Consider the following 22,797-nt stretch of genomic DNA (forward strand, 5'->3'; position numbering starts at 1 on the left):
TTCCAATAAAAGGATTTATTTTTTCCAAGTCTGGTGATCGGTTTAATTAAAGCTGTTAGAAAAATTTGCATAAATGCGCAAAAAGAGAATTTAATTGTATTGCAGATGTGACAAAATTTTATCGGTTCATTAAAATCTGCATACCAGGGGTAAATGTTAAAAAAGTGTTGTGGAAATTCAGTGAAATCAGATAATCTACTATGGATATTTTGTCAATTATCTATTTCATTGAAGATCAAAGAGAATCGTTGATTTGATAAGAAAGCTTATTATATCGGTAAATATTTCTAACTGAAAACAGATTAAAGCCTCTCCATGGAATTCAGGTTTGTGATAATATGAGGTGCTCAATCGTACAGAAGCATAGTATAAATTTTAAGAATGTTTAAGAGCTCATATAGAGTGCTTAAGCTTATTTTTGTTTTGGGCCCCGACATTTACGAAAAAATTCATAATTTGCAGAAAATACACAAAAAGCTCTGTCTTTCAGAAAAGATAGGGCTTTTTTCTTATTGTAATATATCCCAATCTCGAAGAAACTTATGTTATACGACAACATCAGAGTTAATTCTACTTAAGTCCTAGAAAACCGTGTAAAAGCGAATGTTTTTTGTCGAAAAAACATAAGTGTCCTGACGGAAAAAGATTGAATCTATTTCCATAATTTCTAAAGAGAGGAGGGCGATTATGAATCTTTTGAATGATATTAGTTTTCAAAGGTTACAAGGTGCACTCGATGCCTCCAACATTAGACAACGAACAATTGCTGACAACATTGCGAATGCGGACACCCCGTATTTCAAGCGTTCCGACGTTGCTTTTGAAGAAATGCTGCAGGAACAAATGAATGGAGATATGCCTGTACTTAAAGGAAAAGTAACGGATTCAAGGCATTTTGTCATAGGTCCTTCCTCTTCCGTACCTACACCAGTAGTTAATATGGACCAGTCAACTTCAATGAATAACAACCAGAACAACGTCGATGTAGACAAAGAAATGAGTCTTCTGGCGGAGAACCAGTTACGTTACAACGCTTATATTCAGCAAGTGAATGAACAAATCAAAATGATGCGTGTTGGAGTCGAAGGGAGATAACTTAGGTGAACATCAGTAACAGTTTTAGTATCAGTGCATCGGCTCTGACGGCTCAGCGTTTGCGGATGGACGTTATATCTTCCAACATCGCCAATGCGGAGACGACGCGCGCGAGTGTAACTAACGGTGAGGCGGTCCCTTACAAGCGTAAGATGGTTGTGCTTGAGCCCAATAAAACTTCCTTCAATAGTTTGCTTCAAAATCAGATGAGAAGTAGTGGGTCTGGAGAGGGAGTTCGAGTATCAGAGATTCGTGAAGATCAGTCGCCCCTGAAGCCGGTTTATGACCCTTCACATCCGGATGCCAACGCTGAGGGGTATGTGTACATGCCTAACGTGGATATCGCGAAAGAAATGGTGGACATGATCTCGGCTTCGCGCTCATATGAAGCAAACGTCACAGCTTTGAACTCAACCAAAGCAATGATATCCAAGGCATTGGAGATCGGAAGATCTTAATTAACGGCTTAAAGGTGGAAATATTCCTAAAACCAAAGAACAGATACGAAACGGAGGGACATTAATGATTCAGAACAACATGTTCAGTACACAGGGGATTCAACCGCTTCAGATGCAAAGTACGGCACAAAGCAAACCATCTACACCAGCCGAAACGATTCAGAGCTTCGGTACATACCTACAGGATGCGCTAGGGTCTGTAGCTGCACAGGAGACCCAAGCACATGAAATGTCAAACCAATTCCTGGTTGGAAAAGTGAATGTTGATCAGGTGATGATCGCTTCCGAACAGGCCCTGTTGAGTCTGCAACTTACGACTCAAGTCCGAAACAAAGTAGTCGAAGCTTATCAGGAGATTATGCGTACGCAATTGTAAATTGGCTTACATGCGCTTCGACAACAGCGCTGATTATTACAACAAGCAGCTGCGATGCTGCTCCTGATCGTTAATCTTTAGAATCGATAGAGATGACGGAAGGACAGACCAGCAAAGTTTCGGATGGGGTGACAGAGTGAATGAGAGAATTGCCCAGTACAGGGAAAAGGCATCCCAGTATTGGAATAGTTTTAGCAAAAAGCAAAAAGTATTATTTATTTCCACCTTCCTGTTTTTAATTTTGGCTGCAGTTGTACTAACAATGCAATTGTCAAAGACGGAATATGAAGTTGCTTTCACAGATTTGAATGCAAGCGACTCGGCAGGTGTCATTAGTTATCTTGATTCATCCAGTATTCCTTACAAATTAAGTGCAGACGGAAAAACCATATCTGTACCGAGCACGGATGTTGCTATTGCAAAAGTAAATATCGGATCACAAGGAATTATTCAGAATGGTTCATTAGGATATAAGTCATTCGAGGAGTCATCATCTCCAATCGGGATGACGGATAAAGAGTTTGATGTAAAGTACAACAATGCATTGAACGGAGAAGTAGAGCAGTTGCTTCAACGAATGCAAGGCATACAGGATGCTAAAGTGCTTGTCAATATGCCAAAAGATAATATCTTTGCTGGCCTAGAAGAACAGGATAAAGCATCCGCATCGGTGGCCCTGCAATTTAAACCGGGTTATCACCCTAATCAGGCTGCGGTAGATGGATATTTTAATTTGGTTAAGACAGCTATTCCTAATCTACCTATTGAAAACATAACGATTACCAACACGGATGAAGCGGAACTGATTCCAACAGCACGTGGTGGCAGTGGTGGATTATCTACTGAAGTACAGGAAAACATGGCTTTGCAGAAAAAATTTGAAAATGATGTTCGGAATAACGTGAAACAATTTCTTTCCCAGATTGTAGGCGAGGATAAAGTCAACGTTCTTGTGGCTTCCAAGCTGAACTTTGATAAAGAAACTCGGAAAGAAAATCTGGTTACACCGGTCGATGTAGACAATATGAAAGGCATCGAAATCAGTGTACAGGAGATTCAAAAGAGTTACACGGGGGCCAGTAATCCAACAGGCGGTGTTGCGGGTACCGGCCAACAGGATGTTCCGGGTTATCCATCCTCGGATACATCAGGCAATGCGAACTCGGAAGAATCATCAAGCACCATCAATTATGAGGTTAATCGAATCGCTAAGGATATTATATCCAGTCCATATACTGTAAAAGACTTAACCATTAATGTCGCGGTTGAACCACCTGAAGGACAAACCGAATTGGCACAACCGGTCAAGGATGCTATTGAGAATATACTGGTTAATATCGTTCGGGCTTCGTTGGCCGACTCTGGCACTGTAATAAGTGACGCTGATTTGACCAAAAAAGTTTCTGTATTATCACAGGGCTTCCAGACTGCTGCGACAGCAAATACAGGTTTCCAGCTTTCCACCGGAATGATGTGGGGCATAGGAGCACTGGTGGCAGCATTGATTGCAGCGGTTGTGATTTTGTTAGTACGCCGTCGTCGCAAACAAAACGAAATAGAAGAAGAGGAAATTCCTCTTCCGGTAGCAACAGAGTTTCCGTCCATTACGTTGGACAGTGTAACGAACGAAAGTCAAGTGCGCAAACAATTGGAGAGTTTGGCCAAGAAAAAGCCAGACGAATTCGTCAATCTGCTGCGTACGTGGCTGGCTGACGAATAGAGGTGAACGCATTGGCGAAGGCAAGCAGTCAAGGTCTGACTGGAAGACAGAAAGCAGCAATTTTGTTGATTACATTAGGTCCGGAAGTATCCGCTCAAATCTTCAAACATTTGCGTGATGAGGAGATCGAACAACTGACGTTGGAAATTGCCAATGTTCGCAAAGTGGATGCTTCCGAAAAAGATATGATTATGTCTGAGTTTCACCAGATCTGTCTCGCACAGGAATATATCTCTCAAGGCGGTATTACATACGCGAGAGAAATTCTGGAGAAAGCACTCGGATCGCAAAAAGCACTTGAAGTTATTAACCGTTTGACGGCTACGCTGCAAGTTAGACCATTTGACTTTGCACGTAAGGCGGATCCGAATCAAATATTGAACTTTATTCAGAACGAAAGCCCGCAAACGATTGCTCTGGTATTATCATATCTGCAATTTGAGCAGGCAGCAGCGATCTTGTCCTCGTTACCACAAGAGAAGCAGGCCGATGTAGCCCGCAGAGTTGCTGTTATGGACAGTACTTCTCCAGAGGTCATTTCTCAAGTGGAGCGGGTGCTCGAACAGAAATTATCTTCTACTGTTACGCAGGATTATACAAATGCAGGTGGTATCGAGTCCATCGTTCAGATCTTGAATGGCGTCGACCGTGGTACGGAACGTACCATTCTCGATTCGTTGGAAATTCAAGATCCGGAACTTGCAGAAGAAATCAAAAAACGCATGTTTGTATTCGAAGATATCGTCAATGTGGACGATCGATCGATTCAGCGTATTATCCGGGATATCGACAACGGAGATTTACAGCTGGCACTCAAAGTGGCAAGCGAAGAAGTACGGGATGCTGTTTTCCGGAATATGTCGAAACGGATGTCCGAGACATTCAAGGAAGAAATGGAATTCATGGGGCCCGTCCGGCTGCGTGATGTTGAGGAAGCACAAACTCGTATCGTAGGAACGATCCGTAGATTGGAAGAAGCTGGTGAGATCATTATCGCTCGCGGTGGAGGAGATGATATCATTGTCTAATTTGATTAAATCTTTCCAGTATGTACCGGTAGATGACCGCAAACGACTCGAAAATCATCATCATTATGGTGGATCAGAGTCTGAATCGGAATTAAACGGTGAACGTGCTGAAGGTTCCGAAGCTGAGATGCTGCAGGCACGCGTGGACGAAGAAACACAACGTCTTACCGCGGAGATGCTGGAGGATGCCAAGGAGTTTGCAGAAAAGCAGGTACGTGAAGCTTCAGAGGAAGCGGAGCGATTGCTTCAAGAAGCCCGTGAACAGATTGATAGCTGGTGGCAGGAGCAGCGTCAGCAGGATGAACATCTGACTGAAGCACTTCGTTCACAAGGTTTTCAGCAGGGTTTTGAAGAAGGCAAAGTGCAGGCTGAACTGGATCTCCAGGTGCAGATCGAAGAGATGATGAAGGAAGCCCGTGGGGTGCTTGAAGAAGCATACGTTGCCAAAGATCAGATCATTCAGGAAGCAGAGCCTTTCCTTGTGGATCTCGCCTGTGGTATCGCTGAGAAGGTCATTGACAAGCAACTCTCGGTTGAACCAGAACACACGCTTGAGCTGATTCGTCAGAATTTGTCTCGCAAACGTGAACAGGGGATGATCACCTTATGTGTGGCACCTGATCAATTTTCTTTTGTGCAAGCCGCACGTGAAGAATTGGCTCTGGCCATTGACTCCCAGGCAGAACTGCAGATTTTGCCTGATGCGACGGTAAAAGACAAGGGATGTGTTATACGATCATCGTTTGGCAGCGTAGATGCCAGAATAGATACCCAGCTCTCTGAAATTAAAAAAGAACTGATCCGCATAGCACTTGAGGATGAGGGGCGAAAAAATCAACATGAAGATTCTTAGCTCACAGCGATACATGGATCATCTTAAGCAATTTGATCCTGTTCGCATTAACGGTAAGGTCACTCAAGTCATTGGTCTTATGGTTGAGTCTGAAGGTCCGGATGCTAGCATCGGAGATGTATGTTACATCTACCCGGGGAAATCTGCCAAGCCTCTTCAGGCGGAGGTAGTCGGGTTTCGGGATAACAAAGTGCTGCTCATGCCACTCGGTGAGCTTCAATCCATTGGTCCTGGATGTGATGTGGTCGGAACGGGTAAACCACTTGGGGTTCAGGTTGGATCAGAGTTGCTCGGTAAGGTGTTAGATGGATTGGGACAACCTTTAGACGGATCATTACTACCTTCCAGAATGCCGATGTACTCCACATCCAATACGCCAGTGAACCCGATGGATCGTCCACGGGTGCTCGAAACGATGAGTGTTGGTGTGAGAGCGATTGATGGGCTGCTGACGGTTGGCAAAGGGCAGAGGGTCGGCATATTTGCCGGGTCAGGTGTTGGTAAAAGTACGTTGATGGGCATGATCGCACGCAATACAGCAGCAGACGTCAATGTCATTGCTTTGGTCGGGGAGCGGGGCCGGGAGGTACGTGACTTTATTGAACGGGATTTGGGCCCGGAAGGACTGGAAAGATCCGTCGTTATTGTCGCTACCTCCGATCAACCTGCTCTGATTCGAATCAAAGGTGCGGTCATCGCAACTACGATTGCGGAGTATTTCAGAGACAGGGGCATGAATGTCATGTTGATGATGGACTCCGTCACACGTTATGCCATGGCACAGAGGGAAGTGGGACTTGCCGTGGGAGAACCTCCTGCGATGAGAGGATATACTCCTTCTGTTTTTGCGAGTTTACCCAAGTTGCTTGAGCGAGCGGGGACTGGGCCTACAGGTTCAATTACAGCTTTTTACACCGTCCTTGTCGACGGGGATGATATGAATGAACCGATTGCGGATGCGGTGAGAGGTATATTGGATGGTCATATTGTACTGAATCGGTCTATCGCTAATAAAGGTCATTTCCCTGCCATTGATGTTCTTGCGAGTATTAGCCGTGTTATGAAGGATATTGCTCCTGAAGAACAGCTGGAAGCCGTTAATAATATGAAGAGACTCATGGCGGTATACAAAGAATCAGAGGATTTAATCAACATTGGTGCTTATCAAAGAGGTTCTAATGCAGCCATCGATGAATCGATAGATCAGATTGATAGCATCTGGAATTTTACAAGGCAGAAAGTCGATGAAAAAGTAACGCTGAGTGAAGTACAGGAACGTTTGATTCTTGAATTTGCAAGGAGATGAATGGGTAAACGATGAAATTTCGATATCATTTCCAGAAGGTTGTTGACCTGAAAAGCAATGAAAAAACGCAAGCGGAGTGGATGTTATCCACAGCGATCGGGAAACTCCAGACAGAGGAAGAGCATCTTTTACAACTAATGAATGATAAAAGGGAAATGATTGATGTCATTCAATCCGCTACGGAAAGTTCGGCTTCCGTATCCAGCCTGCAGGAAATGCAGCGGTATGTCCATCACCTTGACGAGTGCATTTCACGTAAAAGTAGTGATGTCAGACATGCTCAGGTCAATGTGCAACGGAATCAGACGTTTCTGAACGGCAGAATGATGGACGAAAAAGTATGGCTTGGGGCGAGAGACAAGGCCAAAATCAAATTTCAGCAGGAGATGCTCCTCCGGGAACAGAACGATCTGGACGAGATGGCTACTGTACGCTTCGCTGCCAAAGCCGGACGCGCGAATTGATGTGGGCCGGACGCGAAGTTGTCTCGTGAAGGAGGAATGAACAATGGCTGTTAAAGACACGGATATGGAAAAAGAGTCGAGCGGCGGTTGGGAAAAGTTTCTGATGATTTCAATCCCAATTGTGTTCACTGTGGTTTTGTTGGGTGTTTTGCTCACTCTATTTAATGTAGATATTCGCAACAACCTGCTTGAAGTAGCTAACAAAATTCCTGTCGTGAAAGACTGGGTACCTGATCCTGTGCTAGATCCGGAGAAAAAGAAACTGGAGAAGAGCGAGCAGCAGGTCGAAAGTGCAGAAGCCACAATAGAAAAGCTGAAGGCACAGGTAAATGCAAAAGAAACTGAGCTCAAGGCAGCACAGGAAGCCACGACGACTGAGGCCAAAAAAGCAACTGATTTGCAAAAGAAATTGGATGATGCGGAAAAAGCGGCTGAAACCGCTGCGACAACAACTCCGGAGACGGAGTCCGATTATCAGAAACAGATCAAAGATTTAGCTAAGATGTATGCGGACATGAGTCCAAGTAAAGCCGCGCCGATTTTGCAAAATATGACGAATGAAGAGATGGTCTTGCTTCTGAGTGCGATGCAATCGGCTGCACGGACCAAGGTACTGGAGAAAATGGACCCCAAAACAGCGGCTGATGTCACGATGATGATGAAGGATGCGAAACCATCCGGTGATCTGGCACTGGATGCACTGCAATCCCGCTTAAAGAAAGAGACTGCAACGACATCTACGGCGTCTACGACTAACTCCAAAAATTTGGATAAAAATCAGCTTAGTCAAACGTTTGCTTCGATGTCGGCCTCTAGTGGAGCGAAGCTATTGCTCGAAACATACAAGCTGAGCCCGGATAAAACCTTGACCATTTTGAATTCTGTTGACGATGCAACGCGTTCTCAATTACTTGAAAATATGTCGACTGAAAACTCGGTTGAAACTGCAAAAATATTAAATAAATTAATGGGTAACAAGTAAGATTAATAGCGTCTGTTTACTACGGAGAGGAGGTGAAAACAAATGTCGATTGTATATCAAATGACATCCACATCATCCGCCAAGACAACAGGAGCAGCTCAGACTGCCGGAACTGCATCCAAAGGTGCAACTGCTGGAAGCGGTGATTTTCTGCAAACTCTTGCCCAATCATTAAGCGGTGGGGCAACAGCGGAGAACAGTTCAGCAGTAGCAGGGAGTTTAACAGCGAATCCGCTAATGTTTACCTTTGCAACTAGCGAGGACGAAGAACCGACATCGATTACAGATATCTTGAGTTCATTATTTGCAGATTTGGATTCGTTAGATGAAGCTTTGGAAAATGATCCGTCGCTACTAGGGGATTTACAAAGTTTGATTCAGCAGATGTATGCTCAATTAAACGCTGCTTCAGGCACTCAAGCTGAAGGTTCTGACGAGCCCGCAACTGAAGCGGGAAGTGCAGCATCAGCAATTGATTTGGCCGAGCATCCCGCAGCAGTGCGCTTTGTATTACAGGATGTGCTTACACAGCTGATTTCTGGAATGACTGAGCCGGATAGTACAGTTGCCAAGAATGCTCCAGAATTCAAGCACCTGCTTCAATCTCTTCAAAGTCAGCTGCAAGATGCTGGCGTTGACACTAGACTTAACAAAGGGTGGACTGAACTTAAATCCATTCTGGATACATTAGTGGTCGCTAAGGATCAGGCGGTGCAAGTGGCTCCAACCAATCCCGTTCAAACGTCCAAGCAAGATTCTGTAGTACCGCAAGTTCTTGTTGCGGCAGTTTCAAATGCTGGAACTAAAGTTACAGTTGAAACGGATTCAACACCTACTACAAATGAAGTTGGAGAAGTGGATCATTCCAGTATCATCACCGCAGGAGAGTTGTCCTTACGTTCATCAGGTACATCAGCAGGTAAACCGGCTGAGCCTGTCATGCAAGCATCCCAGTTTGCAAAAGAGATGACACAGTTTGTTGTGAATAAGTTGGATATTGTGCAGCAAAAGGGATTCTCGGAGGCGACGATCTCACTCCGTCCAGAGCATCTGGGTAAGCTGGATGTACAGATTACTTTGCAAAATGGACAATTGGTTGCACGTTTTATGACCGAGCATACGATGGCCAAAGACATGCTGGAACAGCAAATGATGCAGCTGCGCAGCTCGCTTCAAGCTCAAGGTATTCAAGTGGAACGACTTGAGGTTACTCAGAACAGCTCACTTGGTTCACAGATGTATCAGGATGGTGGTCGCCAGCCAGGAAGCAATTCTCAGCAGCAACGCCGCTCACGTGAACGTGAAGAACAATCGGATGATGCTGTAACTACAGCAACTCTCCAGGAAGAATTACGCAACTGGCGCAGTGAGCATGAAGAAGGTAATGACCAGCGAAGAGACACGTTTACAGCAGAGGCTTAATCAGAAATGAGGTGAAAAGATGGCTAATGAAGCGATTTCTACCAATAATACCTGGCCTAACTATTCGGCAGCGAATAAAGCTACAACAAGCGCTGCAACAAAGGAATTAGGTAAGGATCAGTTTCTCAAAATTTTGATTACCCAGCTGCAGAATCAGGATCCGATGCAGCCGATGGAGGATAAGGAGTTTATTGCTCAGATGGCTCAGTTCAGTTCGGTAGAACAACTGGTGAATATCTCATCTCAGCTCAAGACTTTAAATCAGTCTCTTGGGACAGTGTCTGGCATGATTGGCCGCGAGATCAGTTGGCTTTCTTCTAATAAAGAGGATAACGGAACCCTGCGTCAAGGCATTGTGGATTCCATCATCGTACGAGATGGTGTTCAGTACGCAAAAGTAGGCAATGACGAAATCAAGCTGGATGAAATTATTCAGGTAACCAATCCAACACAGGCTGAGGAAAATGAAACTCCGGTTCAGAACGCTGCAGATTCTGCTGAAACGACCGAAAGTAAGGAACCAGAAGCATCAGCGCAGCCTGAAGACAATGGAAACACGTTATGAGTGAACGGATAACAGTAGGTCAACTGTACACAGGCCCAATTACACCTAATTTGCTTAATCGCTCTAAAGCGGGAGAAGCGTCCAATGTACCTGAACGGCCTTTTGCACAGGTCTTGGAAGACAATCTTCTGAAATTGAGTAATCATGCTGCCAAAAGGTTGGAACAGCGTGGTATTGAGCTCAAGACTGAGCAGATGCAACAGATTGGCACTGCCCTGGATAAGGCTGCTGCCAAAGGAGCCAAGGAATCCTTGATTCTGATGAATGATATGGCTTTTATCGTTAATGTCAAAAATCGCACTGTCGTTACAGCCATGGATAGTGAAAGTATGAAGGATAATGTATTCACCCAGATTGACAGTGCTGTAATTATTTCTTGACCGGCTGGCCCTTCTCGGGAGCCGGAATGCCGCTGACCGACTGACGCGGTAACCAAATTAAGGCTGGGAGGATTTTTAAAAATGTTGAAATCAATGTACTCAGGCGTTTCCGGGATGCGGGGTTTTCAAACGAAATTGGATGTAATTGGTAATAATATTGCGAACGTAAATACGGTTGGTTTTAAAGGTAGTCGTGTCATGTTCAAAGATATTATGAGCCAAACCACTGCAGGGGTGACTGCACCGACTGATACTCCATCCGGTGGTGTGAATGCGAGGCAAATCGGTTTGGGTGTATCTGTAGGATCTATTGACACATTGCATCTTGCAGGAAGTCCGATGACAACAAACAATCCAACAGATTTGCGTATTAATGGAGATGGCTTTTTCCTGGTACGATTGAGCGAAGATCAGGAAGTTCCCTACCTTACTCGGGCCGGTGATTTCCACGTTGATGCGGCACGCAACTTGGTGACTTCAGACGGTCTATTTGTAATGGACAGCGGTGGTGGTAACATTACCATTCCTGATGATGTTGTTTCATTTACGATTGGTCAGGACGGAACGATCAACCAAACCATGGCTGATGGAACTATCGAGCCAGGTGCACAGATTGGGATCGGTAAAGTTGTCAATCCGGAAGGACTTGAAAAAATCGGGGGCAACCTGTATCGCATGACTGCCAATGCCAATCCAGATGGTGCACTTGAACCTTTGACTGCCAATAGCGCAGAAGATGGAACAGGCTCAATTATTGCAGGCCAATTGGAAATGTCCAACGTGGATCTGACTGGAGAATTTACAGAGATGATCGTGGCTCAGCGTGGATTCCAGGCGAACTCGCGGATCATTACAACGTCGGATGAAGTGCTTCAGGAAGTTGTTAACCTGAAACGTTAATAACTGATTAGTAATTTAATGCGTGGGGGAGCTTGCTCCTCCACTCTGATCGAGGGGGCTTAGCATGATTTCGGTTACGCGGTTAAATGGTTCTCCCATGTGGTTAAATGCGCTGATGGTTGAAATTGTGGAAGAGACACCAGACACGTATATTACTCTGGTAACCGGAAAGAGACTTATTGTGCTTGAAAAGGCCGATGAAGTCATTTCCAAAATTAAAGATTACAACCGTGAAATCGGGGTTCAGGCAGCCACTATCAAAGTGCAGCAAACGGAGGAGTCCTGATGAAAAAGATGTTGCCTTGGCTTGCAACGAGCTTGCTAGCTATAACACTCATTGTGGTAGTTGTGTTTGTATTTATGAACGGAAATAATGTTGTCACACATACGGCAGCTGCTGCAGAGAAGAAGATGACTGCGGATGAGATTGTTGCAGTTTCCTCAGAGCTTGGCGAAATTAAAACCAATTTGGCTGATATAGACCATATTGTCGTTGTAAGTTTTTCTTTCAAGTTATCCGACAAAAAAGCCAAAGAAGATTTTGAGAAAATCAAGGAAATCACGGTGAAGCCTATTATCATCCAGACGTTTGCGGATACCAAGTCTGATGAACTGGCTACAGCAAAAGGTCGCATTCAATTTAATAAAAAATTGACCGAACTTATTAATGAAGCTTTGCCAGAAGGTAAGCTGACCAGCACTAGTTTTTCTTCTTTTTTGACAGCACCAATATAATGAACAGGACACGCTGTAAATCTGTAAGGGGGTGAGAACATGGTGGATGTATTATCACAAAATGAGATTGACGCCCTATTAGCTGCCCTTTCCTCTGGTGAGATGGATGCTGAGGAATTGAAAAAGGAAGAAACTCAAAAGAAAATTAGATCATACGATTTTAAGCGAGCGGTTCGTTTTTCCAAAGATCATATTCGAAGCTTGACCCGTATTCACGAAAACTTTGCACGTTTTCTCACCACTTATTTTTCAGCCCAACTGCGGACGTTCGTTCAGATCAATGTCGTTCAGGTTGAACAGTTGCCTTATGACGAGTTTATCCGTTCTATTCCGAAGATGACGATATTGAACATATTTGAGGCGGAGCCATTACAGGGACGGATGGTAATGGAGGTTCATCCCAACGTGGGTTATGCAATGCTGGATCGTCTGCTAGGCGGAACAGGAAATGCACCGACAAAGATCGCATCGATGACGGAAATTGAGACGACGATTATGGAGCGGATTTTCAGCCGTGCGTTTGAGAGTTTGCAGGAAGCCTGGAAGACCGTGTTGGATATTTCTCCAAGGATGGAAGCGCTGGAGACCAATCCGCAATTTATGCAGATTGTATCTCCCAATGAGACCATTGCTCTGATCTCGCTGAGCACCAAAATCGGTGACACCACAGGTATGATCAATTTGTGTATCCCGCATGTCGTTCTTGAACCTATTATGTCCCGGTTGTCGACTCATCAGTGGTTTGTTTCGGAGAAAAAGACGAGAGCTCCGGAAGAATATGATGCTCTCAAAGAGCGTGTGAACAAAGCCAAATTGCCCGTCGTTGCGGAATTAGGAGAATCCAGAATTTCAATTGCTGAATTTCTGGGACTGTCTGTTGGCGATGTCATTACGTTGAACAAACCCGTTGATGAGGGACTGTCCATTAAAGTTGGAGACAGGCTGAAGTATATGGGAAGCCCGGGAACGATCAAGGATCGTGTGGCTGTGCAAATAGACAAGATTGTCACCGAAGGAGTTGAAGAATTTGACGAGTAAGGATTATTTATCCCAAGAAGAAATCGATGCTTTGCTCAGACAATCGGAATCGATGAACAGTTCGGAACCGGCTGAGAAAACAGTTGATGATTTTTTGACCGAGTTGGAACAGGATGCCTTGGGAGAGATCGGTAACATTACATTTGGTAGTGCAGCGACAGCTTTGTCCACACTTTTGGGCCTAAAAGTAGATATTACAACACCTAAGGTGTCCATCATTAGCCGGACACAGTTTGATGAAGCATTTCCTAAGCCTCACGTTGCCGTCCATGTAAACTATGTAGATGGATTTGAAGGAATCAACTCGCTGGTCATCAAAAAACGGGATGCGCAAGTGATTGCCGATTTGATGCTTGGTGGCGAAGGGAATCCGGTCGATGAAGAACTGAATGAAATCCATATCAGTGCAGTACAGGAAGCAATGAATCAGATGATGGGTTCGTCTGCTACATCCATGTCCACAATCTTTAACCGTTTCGTGAATATTTCTCCTCCGGGGATTGATATTCTCAATATGGAAAGTGGTGAGGGAGTCAGCAATCTTCCAGAAGATGAGACGTTGATCCAAGTATCCTTCCGTCTGTTGATTGGTGATCTGATTGATTCCAATCTCATGCAGCTGCTTCCGGTACACTTTGCGAAAGAAATGGTAGAGATGTTGATTGGAGGTGCCCAAGAGTCGACTGCCAGTGCGCCAGTTACGTCGACACCTGAGCCAGCACCAGCAGCAGCACCTGTTGCCCCTCAGCAACCTCCGGTTCAGCAACAGATGCCGCCACAGGCGCAACAGCCGCCTGTTCAGGATTATAATGGATATGGACAGGCTCCGATGGGGGCGCCTCAAGGAATGCCGCCACAGCAGCCTTACAGCATGCCTCCGCAGCAACCATATGGTGTACCGCAGCATTACGGTGGTGTGCCGAACAGGAATGTAAACGTACAACCGGTTCAATTCGCCAATTTGCAAAATGGGGCGTTCGGCCAGGTAGACGAAAACAATTTGAATTTATTGATGGACATTCCCCTTAAAGTCACCGTAGAATTAGGAAGGACCCAGAAGCAAATTAAGGATATTTTAGAACTGTCACAAGGTTCAATTGTCGAGCTGGACAAACTGGCCGGTGAACCTGTCGATATCTTGGTGAATAACAAGCTGATTGCCAAAGGTGAGGTTGTAGTCATCGACGAAAACTTTGGTGTCCGTGTTATAGATATCGTAAGCCAATGGGACCGAATTCAGAAATTACAATAAGCACAATTTAGGGAGGACTTGAATCAAGATGGCAAACCGAATTTTAGTCGTGGACGACGCTGCATTTATGAGAATGATGATCCGGGACATTTTGTCCAAAAACGGATACGAGGTCGTTGGCGAAGCACAGGATGGATCACAAGCAATTGAGAAGTTTAAGGAGCTTCGTCCTGATCTGATCACCATGGATATTACCATGCCTGAGATGGATGGTATTGCAGCATTGAAAGAAATTAAAAAAATTGACGCTAACGCAAAAGTGATTATGTGCTCTGCAATGGGTCAACAAGCGATGGTTATTGATGCAATTCAAGCCGGAGCTAAAGATTTCATCGTGAAGCCGTTCCAATCTGACCGGGTTATCGAAGCAATCAGCAAAACGCTGGGCGTTTAAGAGACATGATGATGGCTCAGGATAAGATTCCAAATGATGTAGGCACGGGAGTCAATTATTATTTTCAGCTTGTATGGGTGATTGTTGTCCTGGCCGTCATTCTGGTTCTTATAGTCTACCTGATTCGTTTTCTAAACAAACGGAATCAGCGATGGTTCCGGAACGGCACAATTCGTATTTTGGGTGGAGTTGGACTGGGACCAAACAAGTCGCTGCAAATTATAGAAATTGGCGGTAGCGTTTATCTACTCGGTGTGGGTGATGACATACAGCTGGTGGATAAGGTTTCGGATCTTGAAGAGGCACAGCGAATCATTGATTCATTTGAACGGGATGCTTCAGCACAACAGGGAAGCCTTTCGCCTCTCATTGCAAAGCTGGCAGCCCGCTTGCGCAAAGATGAACCGCCGCGGGAAATGGAACTTGAGGATACAACCTCTTTTCACGAACTGTTTGAATCTAAACTTCGGCAGATGCCTAACCGTAAAGAGAAGATGGAGAAGGTCCTGGAAGAAGACAATACTACAGATCGGTCGAGGGATTCATGAAGAAAAAGATTTGGTTAGCGTGTTTATTCATAGGGCTCTTCAGTCTGGCCTCCGTCACTGCTGCCTTTGCCGAACCGATTCCGAATATTGACATTCAAATTGGAAACGGGGATGGGAGCACACCAAGCACGAGTTCACTTTCCATTATCCTGTTGATCACGGTACTTAGTATAGCACCAGCTTTGCTAGTACTGATGACCAGTTTTACCCGGATTGTTATCGTTCTCGGGTTTGTGCGGACATCCTTGGGTACGCAGCAAATGCCACCCAATCAGGTGCTGGTCGGTTTGGCGCTTTTTCTGACACTTTTCATTATGTCACCGACGTTGTCATCCATCAATCAGGTAGCGCTTCAGCCCTATCTCAAGGGAGACATCACACAAACCGAGGCGTTGGAAAAAGCTGCGGATCCCATGAAGAAGTTTATGTTCTCCCACACCAGGGAGAAAGACCTATTGCTGTTTATGAAGTACAATCAAACCGAAAAGCCCAGCACATACCAGGATATTCCGATTACTGTGATGGTACCGGCATATGCAATCAGTGAGTTGAAGACAGCATTCCAGATGGGATTCATGATCTTTATTCCATTCTTGGTTATAGACATTGTAGTGGCGAGTACGCTCATGGCTATGGGGATGATGATGCTTCCGCCTGTCATGATCTCATTACCTTTTAAAATACTGCTATTTGTGCTTGTCGATGGCTGGTATCTGGTCGTGAAGTCACTGTTGCTGAGTTTTAACACTTGAGCCGGAATATTAAAGGAGGACGGTCATGACTTCGGAGTTTATTATCGGTCTGGCCGGGAAAGCGGTCTATACTTCACTGCTGGCCAGCGCACCCATGCTTATTCTAGCTCTGGTTGTAGGACTCATTATCAGTGTCTTTCAGGCAACAACTCAAATTCAGGAGCAAACACTGGCCTTTGTGCCTAAAATCATTGCCGTACTTCTGGCAGTACTTTTGTTTGGTCCTTGGATATTGAATATACTGGTCGATTTCACGTATAACATTCTCGATAATTTATACAGATACATAGGGTAGGCTGTTGCAGATGGAGACATTGTTGCAAAGTTTTCCTGTCGCTCTGCTTATGTTTTGTCGAATAGCATCATTTTTTGTAACCGCACCTGTCTTCTCGGCTCGGAATGTGCCGAATTCTATTAAAATTGGTTTATCGGCATTTGTAACCTTAACTGTGTATATGGTATACGGCATAGACCAGGTTGTACCTACGGATCTGAGTTATATCCTGCTGGTCATCCGAGAGATATTGATTGGCTTGCTGCTAGGCTTTGTTGCTTATCTGTTAATGACAGCTATACAGACAGCAGGAACTTTTATTGATCTTCAGATCGGTTTTGGTATGGCTAACGTATTTGATCCAATGACTGGTGCTTCTGCACCGCTTACAGGTAACTTCAAATATGCCTTTGCAATATTACTCTTTCTGACAATGAACGGACATCATTATCTGCTCGATGCCATTGTATACAGCTATCGCTGGATTCCGTTGTCGAACGCATTCTTTATACGATTGGCAGATGGAAGTATTGCTGAATTTTTGGTGCGTACATTAGGTGAATCATTTATGTTGGCTTTTCAGATGTCTGCACCGATTGTTGTTGCCCTGTTTTTGACGGATGTAGGATTGGGATTCTTGGCAAAGACGGCTCCTCAATTTAATGTATTTGCCGTCGGAATGCCGCTTAAGGTACTCGTTGGGCTTGCTATTTTGCTTTTGCTGGTTCCCAGTTTTGCCTTTGTATTTAGTCAATTGTTCGAAGTAATGTTCAGATCCATGGAAAAATTGCTTGGGACCATTGGACAAAGGCCGGGCTGAGTGAAACGGAGGACAAGATTCAAATGAAATATCAACTCGACCTCCAGATGTTCGCAGGGGAAAAAACAGAGAAGGCTACCCCGAAAAAGAGGCAGGATACGCGGAAAAAAGGACAGGTTGTCAAAAGTATGGAGTTGTCCGGCGCATCCATTCTCCTATTCACCTTTTTGATCATGATGATGTTCAGTAACTTTTACAAAGAACGTATGGTTCGACTGTTTACAGACATCTTCATTAATCGACTGAGTATGGAGGTCACTGGGGAGAACGTCGTAGCCTTATTGATGCGTTATGGCATCGAGGTGATGCTATTGCTTGCTCCTGTTTTGCTCGGTGCAGTACTGGTTGCGTTAATCGTCAATTACATGCAGGTAGGTTTCTTGCTTGTAGGAGAGGGCCTAAAGCCGAAACTGGAAAAGTTGGATCCGATTAAAGGGTTCAAAAACATTTTTTCTCTTCGTTCTTTGGTGGAGTTTGCTAAATCTATAATGAAAATGTCGATAATCGGCTTCCTGGTTTACAGTACCATCACAGGTTATCAGTCAGATATTGCTTCGCTTTCACATTTTTCATTGGATGCGATTCTGCATTTTGCGGCTTCAATCACCTTAAACTTGGGGATCAAGATTGCAGTAGCCCTGTTAGTACTTGCCGTACTCGACTATATGTACCAGAAGTATGATTACGAGAAAAACATTAGGATGTCCAAACAAGACATCAAAGACGAATACAAAAAAATGGAGGGTGACCCACTGATCAAGGGGAAAATCAGGGAGCGTCAGCGTCGTATGGCTGTTCAGCGCATGATGCAGGAAGTTCCCAAAGCGGATGTGATTATCACTAACCCAACTCACTTTGCCGTAGCGCTTAAGTATGAAGGGTCTGAGATGGAAGCACCGCAGATTATAGCCAAAGGTCAGGATTACGTCGCCTTGCGCATTAAGGAAATTGCCAAAGAGCACGGTGTCATTACAATGGAAAACAAGCCGCTGGCACGGGCATTGTTCCAGAGAGCCGAGATTGGTGACGCTATACCGGCTGATTTGTTTCAAGCGGTAGCCGAAGTGCTGGCTTATGTATATAAATTAAAGGGCAGAACGAAATAACAGGGGATCGGAGGCCGTACATCCATTGAAAACAAAAGATATAGCTGTCCTTGCGGGTATCATCGGCATCGTGTTGATGATGATTCTCCCGATCCCAACCTGGTTGTTGGACTTGCTGCTTGTCATCAATATCTCACTTGCACTGATGATACTGCTTGTTGCGATGAACAGCAAAGAAGCACTGCAATTTTCCATCTTTCCTGCGTTGTTGCTAATCACGACGTTGTTTCGATTAGCACTCAACATATCGACAACGAAACTGATTCTGGGACAAGGGAACGCGGGATCTGTTGTAGCCACCTTTGGTAGCTGGATAGCCGGTGGACAGATTGCAATCGGATTTGTTGTGTTCCTAATTCTCGTCGTTGTTCAATTTATCGTTATAACCAAGGGTTCCGAGCGTGTAGCTGAAGTAGCAGCACGGTTCACCCTCGATGCGATGCCTGGTAAGCAGATGAGTATTGACGCAGATTTGAATGCTGGACTGATTAATGAGCAGCAGGCGCGTGAACGACGTTCCAAAATTGAACGTGAAGCGGACTTTTATGGAGCCATGGATGGTGCGAGTAAGTTTGTAAAAGGGGACGCTATTGCGAGCATCATTATTCTCCTAATCAATCTGATTGGCGGCTTTATCATCGGAATGACAGTACATGGTCTTGCTTTTGCTGATGCGCTGTCCACCTATTCCGTATTAACTATCGGGGATGGATTGGTAAGTCAGATTCCTGCACTTCTAATTTCTACAGCAGCAGGTCTAATTGTGACAAGAGCATCATCGGAAGGTAACCTGGCCGATGACATTACGGGGCAATTGTTTACATACCCGACGCTCCTTTATATTGTAGCCTTTGTAATAGCAATGCTCGGATTTTTCACTCCGATCCATATTATCACAACGCTGCCTCTCGCAGGTTTGCTAGCTTATTCGGGTTGGCGAATGCAGAACAACCTGAATCAGAAGCAAGTCGCGGAGGAGCAAATGGAAGAGGAGCAACAGATAGAAGAAGTGAGAAGTCCAGAGAGTGTAATTAACTTACTTCAGGTTGACCCTATCGAGTTTGAATTTGGGTATGGTTTGATTCCTCTGGCTGATAATCAGCAGGGTGGAGACCTGTTGGATCGGATCATTATGATACGAAGACAGTGTGCTCTTGAACTTGGGTTAGTTGTTCCGGTAATCCGCATTCGGGATAACATCCAATTGAGACCGAATGAATATGTCATCAAAATTAAGGGTAATGTGGTTGGCGGCGGGGAACTGTTGTTAAATCATTATCTGGCGATGAGCCCGGGTTACGAAGAAGAGTCTGTAACAGGTATAGAAACGACAGAGCCAGCTTTTGGACTTCCAGCGTTATGGATTGATGAAGTAACCAAAGACAGAGCTGAACTTGCAGGATATACGGTTGTTGATCCTCCTTCCGTTGTAGCAACACATCTGACTGAATTGATTAAGAAGCATGCGCATGAGTTACTTGGCAGACAAGAAACGAAAGCACTTGTGGATAATCTCAGAGAGAATTATGCTGCGCTGGTGGATGAACTCATTCCATCTGTCCTCTCCATCGGAGATATACAGAAAGTACTCGCCAAGCTGCTGCGTGAGAAAGTTTCCATTCGGGATATGGTTACAATCTTCGAGACACTGGCTGACTACGGAACGTATACCAAAGATCCGGATGTACTGACGGAATACGTGAGACAATCCCTCTCTCGTCAGATTACTCAGCAATTCTCTCAAAAAGGAGAGACGCTTAGAGTAATCACTGTTGGACCTGGTCTGGAGAAGAAAATTGCAGAGAGTGTACAGCAATCCGATCAAGGCAGTTACCTTGCATTGGATCCGGCCTCAACGCAGAGTGTATATCAAAAGTTGACTGAACAAGTCAATCGATTAATCCAGTCTGGTCAGCAGCCTGTTGTATTAACTTCTCCAACCATTCGTATGTATCTGCGCCAGGTGATCGAACGCACCATGCAGGATATACCAGTGCTTTCCTATAGTGAGTTGGAGCCGAATGTTGAAATCCAAAGTGTCGGGGTGGTGAACTTATGAGAGTAAAACAATACGTCGTGGAGACCATGCCCGAAGCTATGCTTCAAATTCGCAAAGACCTGGGAAGTGATGCCGTCATTCTGTCCACCAAAGAAATCAAGGTGGGCGGTATGCTGGGGATGTTCCGCAAAAAAAGGATCGAAGTTGTAGCAGCAGTGGATAAGGAAGAAAAAAAACAAGCAACAAAGCAAGTGCAAAACCAATTTACACCCGTGCCTCGCGCATTTGTACCTGAAGCATATCGACAAACGGCTCATTCGTTTGTCGCCGCTTCAGATGAATCGGCTGTAAATACAGCCGACAAACATGTGCAGGAGAGATTAACGGATGCCCCTGCTGTGTCTGAATCGAGTAAAATCGGTTCAGACATGAGCAACGGCAGATCTTCTTTGAGTTTCGAGCATAAACCGCGACCGCAAGGGGCGGATTTTTCGGGTTTAACATCTGCTAGTGGGCAGCAGAAGCAGGAGATCAATCCGCAGCAAGACCAGCTGATGTCTGAATTGCAGGAGCTCAAACTGATGATGACCAAGTTGTCTAAGCAAGGGGCTTCGGCAGACCCGGTACCAGAGGAGCTTCATGCTCTTCGAGAAAGGTTGATGGAGCAAGACATTTGGCCAGAAGTATGGGAATCATGGTTTGACGTTGTTCAGTCGGTGCTTGCTGAAAAAGGATTAACTGAAGTAGAAGCCGTTCAAGCCGTTCAATTGGAAATTTCACAGTTTTTGGAGAAACGTACCGATGCAGGCATTTTGCCGACCACACGTATTGTATATGTAGCTGGGCCAACAGGGGTTGGTAAAACAACAACGATTGCCAAGCTGGCTGCTGAACAGATGTTCAACAAACAGCGAAAGGTAGGGTTTATCACTTCAGATACGTATCGGATCTCAGCGGTAGAGCAACTAAGAACGTACGCATCCATTTTAAATGTCCCGCTTGAGGTCGTACAATCTCCAGGTGATACACAGCGTGCGATCTCCCGTCTTGAAGGATGTGATCTGATCTTCATGGATACAGCCGGAAGAAACTACAGAAATGAGCTGCTTGTTTCAGAACTGCAAAGCTTACTCGCGCCTGTGGAAAATAGTGAAACCTTTTTGGTTATGAGCATGACCTCCAAAAGTGCCGATATGGTTCAAATTACAGAGCATTTCAGCAAATATGGGCTGGATAAGGTCATCTTTACGAAGATGGATGAGACCGGAAGCTGCGGCCCGATGTTTAATCTGCTGCACCGTTTTCCACTCAAACTTGCTTATGTGGCTAACGGGCAAAATGTGCCTGATGATTTGCTCAAACCTGATGCGGATTCTCTGACCAAACAATTGTTAGGAGAGCTTGTACGATGAAGGACCAGGCAGCCTCACTCAGAAGTATGGTCTCCATGCCTAGCGGAGTGGAAGAAAGGGGACGTAATTCACGTTCCTCCAAAATCATAACCGTTGCTAGTGGAAAGGGAGGGGTTGGTAAATCCAATTTTACACTTAACTTTGCACTGAGTTTACAGGCATTGGGGCAAAAGGTATTAGTATTTGATGCAGACATAGGGATGGCTAATATCGATGTCTTAATGGGAACCTCTTCTCCCTATAATCTGTACCACTTGTTATACCGACAGAAATCCATACAGGAAATCATACAGCTTGGTGCAAGCGGGTTGCCTTATATCGCCGGAGGTTCGGGGATGAAAGAATTGTTTTCATTGTCAGATCGAGATCTGGAGTTTTTTGCTGGGCAAGTTGAAGAGATTGCTCAGGAGATGGACTATGTCATTTTTGATACAGGAGCAGGACTTTCCAAAGAAAATATGAAATTTATCGGTGCAGCCGATGAATGCCTGATCGTCACCACACCTGAACCAACTTCAATAACCGATGCTTATGCTTTAGTCAAAGTTATGCATGGCCAGGAAAATGCTACACCCTTTCGGATGATCGTAAACCGGGTTGAAGACCAGCAAGAGGCGGAACGGGTGGCGGAGAAAATAGCTGGAGTGGCAAAGAGATTTTTACAGATCGATATCCCGCTGCTTGGATACATTTCCGAAGATGCCCAAGTGGTAAAGGCAGTTAAAAGGCAAGTGCCATACAGTTTGGCATATCCGAATGCCAAAGCTTCCAGGGATATTGAGAAACTGGCAGAACACTACTTGGCTGCACCTGCTGCTCCGGGATCGGGAACCGAAACCTTGACAGGAATCAGAGGTTTTATGAAAAAGTGGCTAAAGCGGACAACATGATCTCTGAATAAAGGAAACAGGGGTGGAA

General features: G+C 44.9%; 26 protein-coding genes. All 26 read left to right on the forward strand.

What is annotated here, in order from left to right; all coding sequences use genetic code 11:
* Window positions 1-687: 687 nt before the first annotated feature.
* Entirely contained in the window at window positions 688-1,095 is a 408-nt protein-coding gene (gene flgB / locus P364_RS0111150) for a flagellar basal body rod protein FlgB (RefSeq protein WP_024630207.1), read from the forward strand.
* A 5-nt stretch (window positions 1,096-1,100) separates the two neighbouring features.
* Window positions 1,101-1,553, forward strand: a complete 453-nt coding sequence (gene flgC / locus P364_RS0111155) for a flagellar basal body rod protein FlgC (RefSeq protein WP_024630208.1) — start codon at window positions 1,101-1,103, stop codon at window positions 1,551-1,553.
* A 64-nt stretch (window positions 1,554-1,617) separates the two neighbouring features.
* Window positions 1,618-1,929 carry a flagellar hook-basal body complex protein FliE gene (fliE, locus tag P364_RS0111160; protein WP_024630209.1) on the forward strand — a complete coding sequence of 104 codons (312 nt, stop codon included), beginning with the start codon at window positions 1,618-1,620 and terminating at the stop codon, window positions 1,927-1,929.
* 136 nt (window positions 1,930-2,065) lie between these two features.
* The gene (gene fliF, locus P364_RS0111165; protein WP_024630210.1) at window positions 2,066-3,649 is read left to right on the forward strand and encodes a flagellar basal-body MS-ring/collar protein FliF; all 1,584 of its coding nucleotides are present in this window, start codon (window positions 2,066-2,068) and stop codon (window positions 3,647-3,649) included.
* An 11-nt stretch (window positions 3,650-3,660) separates the two neighbouring features.
* Window positions 3,661-4,677: a flagellar motor switch protein FliG gene (fliG, locus tag P364_RS0111170; RefSeq protein WP_024630211.1), complete on the forward strand. Its 1,017-nt coding sequence runs from the start codon at window positions 3,661-3,663 to the stop codon at window positions 4,675-4,677.
* Entirely contained in the window at window positions 4,670-5,530 is an 861-nt protein-coding gene (locus P364_RS0111175; RefSeq protein ID WP_024630212.1) for a FliH/SctL family protein, read from the forward strand. Before fliG ends, P364_RS0111175 begins: the two co-directional genes overlap by 8 nt.
* A complete protein-coding gene (gene fliI, locus P364_RS0111180; protein WP_024630213.1) occupies window positions 5,517-6,836 on the forward strand; it encodes a flagellar protein export ATPase FliI in 1,320 nt (439 codons plus the stop codon). The genes P364_RS0111175 and fliI overlap by 14 nt, the downstream gene beginning before the upstream one ends.
* Before the next feature lie 11 nt (window positions 6,837-6,847).
* Window positions 6,848-7,300, forward strand: coding sequence for a flagellar export protein FliJ (gene fliJ, locus P364_RS0111185; protein WP_024630214.1), 453 nt, complete (start codon window positions 6,848-6,850; stop codon window positions 7,298-7,300).
* A 43-nt stretch (window positions 7,301-7,343) separates the two neighbouring features.
* Window positions 7,344-8,282, forward strand: a complete 939-nt coding sequence (locus tag P364_RS0111190) for a MotE family protein (protein WP_024630215.1) — start codon at window positions 7,344-7,346, stop codon at window positions 8,280-8,282.
* A gap of 42 nt (window positions 8,283-8,324) precedes the next feature.
* Window positions 8,325-9,704, forward strand: coding sequence for a flagellar hook-length control protein FliK (locus P364_RS0111195; RefSeq protein WP_024630216.1), 1,380 nt, complete (start codon window positions 8,325-8,327; stop codon window positions 9,702-9,704).
* Between the two features lie 19 nt (window positions 9,705-9,723).
* Window positions 9,724-10,269: a flagellar hook capping FlgD N-terminal domain-containing protein gene (locus P364_RS0111200; protein WP_024630217.1), complete on the forward strand. Its 546-nt coding sequence runs from the start codon at window positions 9,724-9,726 to the stop codon at window positions 10,267-10,269.
* Window positions 10,266-10,649 carry a TIGR02530 family flagellar biosynthesis protein gene (locus P364_RS0111205; RefSeq protein ID WP_024630218.1) on the forward strand — a complete coding sequence of 128 codons (384 nt, stop codon included), beginning with the start codon at window positions 10,266-10,268 and terminating at the stop codon, window positions 10,647-10,649. The genes P364_RS0111200 and P364_RS0111205 overlap by 4 nt, the downstream gene beginning before the upstream one ends.
* An 81-nt stretch (window positions 10,650-10,730) precedes the next feature.
* Window positions 10,731-11,549 (forward strand): flagellar basal body rod protein FlgG, encoded by an 819-nt coding sequence (gene flgG, locus P364_RS0111210; RefSeq protein ID WP_024630219.1) that lies wholly within the window; start codon window positions 10,731-10,733, stop codon window positions 11,547-11,549.
* Window positions 11,550-11,613: 64 nt separating this feature from the next.
* Window positions 11,614-11,835 (forward strand): flagellar FlbD family protein, encoded by a 222-nt coding sequence (locus P364_RS0111215; protein ID WP_024630220.1) that lies wholly within the window; start codon window positions 11,614-11,616, stop codon window positions 11,833-11,835.
* Entirely contained in the window at window positions 11,835-12,284 is a 450-nt protein-coding gene (locus P364_RS0111220) for a flagellar basal body-associated FliL family protein (protein ID WP_024630221.1), read from the forward strand. The genes P364_RS0111215 and P364_RS0111220 overlap by 1 nt, the downstream gene beginning before the upstream one ends.
* Before the next feature lie 39 nt (window positions 12,285-12,323).
* Window positions 12,324-13,322 (forward strand): flagellar motor switch protein FliM, encoded by a 999-nt coding sequence (gene fliM / locus P364_RS0111225; RefSeq protein WP_024630222.1) that lies wholly within the window; start codon window positions 12,324-12,326, stop codon window positions 13,320-13,322.
* Entirely contained in the window at window positions 13,312-14,574 is a 1,263-nt protein-coding gene (fliY, locus tag P364_RS0111230) for a flagellar motor switch phosphatase FliY (protein ID WP_024630223.1), read from the forward strand. Before fliM ends, fliY begins: the two co-directional genes overlap by 11 nt.
* Window positions 14,575-14,602: 28 nt before the next feature.
* Window positions 14,603-14,968, forward strand: coding sequence for a response regulator (locus P364_RS0111235; protein WP_017689175.1), 366 nt, complete (start codon window positions 14,603-14,605; stop codon window positions 14,966-14,968).
* Between the two features lie 11 nt (window positions 14,969-14,979).
* Window positions 14,980-15,516: a flagellar biosynthetic protein FliO gene (locus P364_RS0111240; protein ID WP_024630224.1), complete on the forward strand. Its 537-nt coding sequence runs from the start codon at window positions 14,980-14,982 to the stop codon at window positions 15,514-15,516.
* Complete coding sequence (gene fliP / locus P364_RS0111245) at window positions 15,513-16,268, forward strand: flagellar type III secretion system pore protein FliP (protein WP_024630225.1); 756 nt, start codon at window positions 15,513-15,515, stop codon at window positions 16,266-16,268. The genes P364_RS0111240 and fliP overlap by 4 nt, the downstream gene beginning before the upstream one ends.
* 25 nt (window positions 16,269-16,293) lie before the next feature.
* On the forward strand, window positions 16,294-16,563 hold the full coding sequence (fliQ, locus tag P364_RS0111250; protein ID WP_024630226.1) for a flagellar biosynthesis protein FliQ: 270 nt from the start codon (window positions 16,294-16,296) through the stop codon (window positions 16,561-16,563).
* A 10-nt stretch (window positions 16,564-16,573) separates the two neighbouring features.
* On the forward strand, window positions 16,574-17,362 hold the full coding sequence (gene fliR, locus P364_RS0111255; protein WP_024630227.1) for a flagellar biosynthetic protein FliR: 789 nt from the start codon (window positions 16,574-16,576) through the stop codon (window positions 17,360-17,362).
* A 23-nt stretch (window positions 17,363-17,385) separates the two neighbouring features.
* Entirely contained in the window at window positions 17,386-18,468 is a 1,083-nt protein-coding gene (gene flhB, locus P364_RS0111260) for a flagellar biosynthesis protein FlhB (protein WP_029880928.1), read from the forward strand.
* A gap of 25 nt (window positions 18,469-18,493) precedes the next feature.
* Entirely contained in the window at window positions 18,494-20,527 is a 2,034-nt protein-coding gene (gene flhA / locus P364_RS0111265) for a flagellar biosynthesis protein FlhA (protein ID WP_024630229.1), read from the forward strand.
* A complete protein-coding gene (gene flhF / locus P364_RS0111270) occupies window positions 20,524-21,879 on the forward strand; it encodes a flagellar biosynthesis protein FlhF (protein ID WP_024630230.1) in 1,356 nt (451 codons plus the stop codon). Before flhA ends, flhF begins: the two co-directional genes overlap by 4 nt.
* A complete protein-coding gene (locus P364_RS0111275; protein ID WP_024630231.1) occupies window positions 21,876-22,769 on the forward strand; it encodes a MinD/ParA family protein in 894 nt (297 codons plus the stop codon). The genes flhF and P364_RS0111275 overlap by 4 nt, the downstream gene beginning before the upstream one ends.
* Window positions 22,770-22,797 lie beyond the last annotated feature (28 nt).

The sequence above is a fragment of the Paenibacillus sp. MAEPY2 genome, from assembly GCF_000499205.1.
Classification (GTDB): domain Bacteria; phylum Bacillota; class Bacilli; order Paenibacillales; family Paenibacillaceae; genus Paenibacillus; species Paenibacillus vandeheii.

Bases quoted from the DNA above. Each gene is read 5' to 3' on its own strand.
- flgB (WP_024630207.1), top strand. From the start codon at position 688: ATGAATCTTTTGAATGATATTAGTTTTCAAAGGTTACAAGGTGCACTC.
- fliE (WP_024630209.1), top strand. From the start codon at position 1,618: ATGATTCAGAACAACATGTTCAGTACACAGGGGATTCAACCGCTTCAG.
- fliI (WP_024630213.1), top strand. From the start codon at position 5,517: ATGAAGATTCTTAGCTCACAGCGATACATGGATCATCTTAAGCAATTT.
- fliJ (WP_024630214.1), top strand. From the start codon at position 6,848: ATGAAATTTCGATATCATTTCCAGAAGGTTGTTGACCTGAAAAGCAAT.
- P364_RS0111190 (WP_024630215.1), top strand. From the start codon at position 7,344: ATGGCTGTTAAAGACACGGATATGGAAAAAGAGTCGAGCGGCGGTTGG.
- P364_RS0111195 (WP_024630216.1), top strand. From the start codon at position 8,325: ATGTCGATTGTATATCAAATGACATCCACATCATCCGCCAAGACAACA.
- P364_RS0111200 (WP_024630217.1), top strand. From the start codon at position 9,724: ATGGCTAATGAAGCGATTTCTACCAATAATACCTGGCCTAACTATTCG.
- P364_RS0111205 (WP_024630218.1), top strand. From the start codon at position 10,266: ATGAGTGAACGGATAACAGTAGGTCAACTGTACACAGGCCCAATTACA.
- flgG (WP_024630219.1), top strand. From the start codon at position 10,731: ATGTTGAAATCAATGTACTCAGGCGTTTCCGGGATGCGGGGTTTTCAA.
- P364_RS0111215 (WP_024630220.1), top strand. From the start codon at position 11,614: ATGATTTCGGTTACGCGGTTAAATGGTTCTCCCATGTGGTTAAATGCG.
- P364_RS0111220 (WP_024630221.1), top strand. From the start codon at position 11,835: ATGAAAAAGATGTTGCCTTGGCTTGCAACGAGCTTGCTAGCTATAACA.
- fliM (WP_024630222.1), top strand. From the start codon at position 12,324: ATGGTGGATGTATTATCACAAAATGAGATTGACGCCCTATTAGCTGCC.
- P364_RS0111235 (WP_017689175.1), top strand. From the start codon at position 14,603: ATGGCAAACCGAATTTTAGTCGTGGACGACGCTGCATTTATGAGAATG.
- P364_RS0111240 (WP_024630224.1), top strand. From the start codon at position 14,980: ATGGCTCAGGATAAGATTCCAAATGATGTAGGCACGGGAGTCAATTAT.
- fliP (WP_024630225.1), top strand. From the start codon at position 15,513: ATGAAGAAAAAGATTTGGTTAGCGTGTTTATTCATAGGGCTCTTCAGT.
- fliQ (WP_024630226.1), top strand. From the start codon at position 16,294: ATGACTTCGGAGTTTATTATCGGTCTGGCCGGGAAAGCGGTCTATACT.
- fliR (WP_024630227.1), top strand. From the start codon at position 16,574: ATGGAGACATTGTTGCAAAGTTTTCCTGTCGCTCTGCTTATGTTTTGT.
- flhB (WP_029880928.1), top strand. From the start codon at position 17,386: ATGAAATATCAACTCGACCTCCAGATGTTCGCAGGGGAAAAAACAGAG.
- flhF (WP_024630230.1), top strand. From the start codon at position 20,524: ATGAGAGTAAAACAATACGTCGTGGAGACCATGCCCGAAGCTATGCTT.
- P364_RS0111275 (WP_024630231.1), top strand. From the start codon at position 21,876: ATGAAGGACCAGGCAGCCTCACTCAGAAGTATGGTCTCCATGCCTAGC.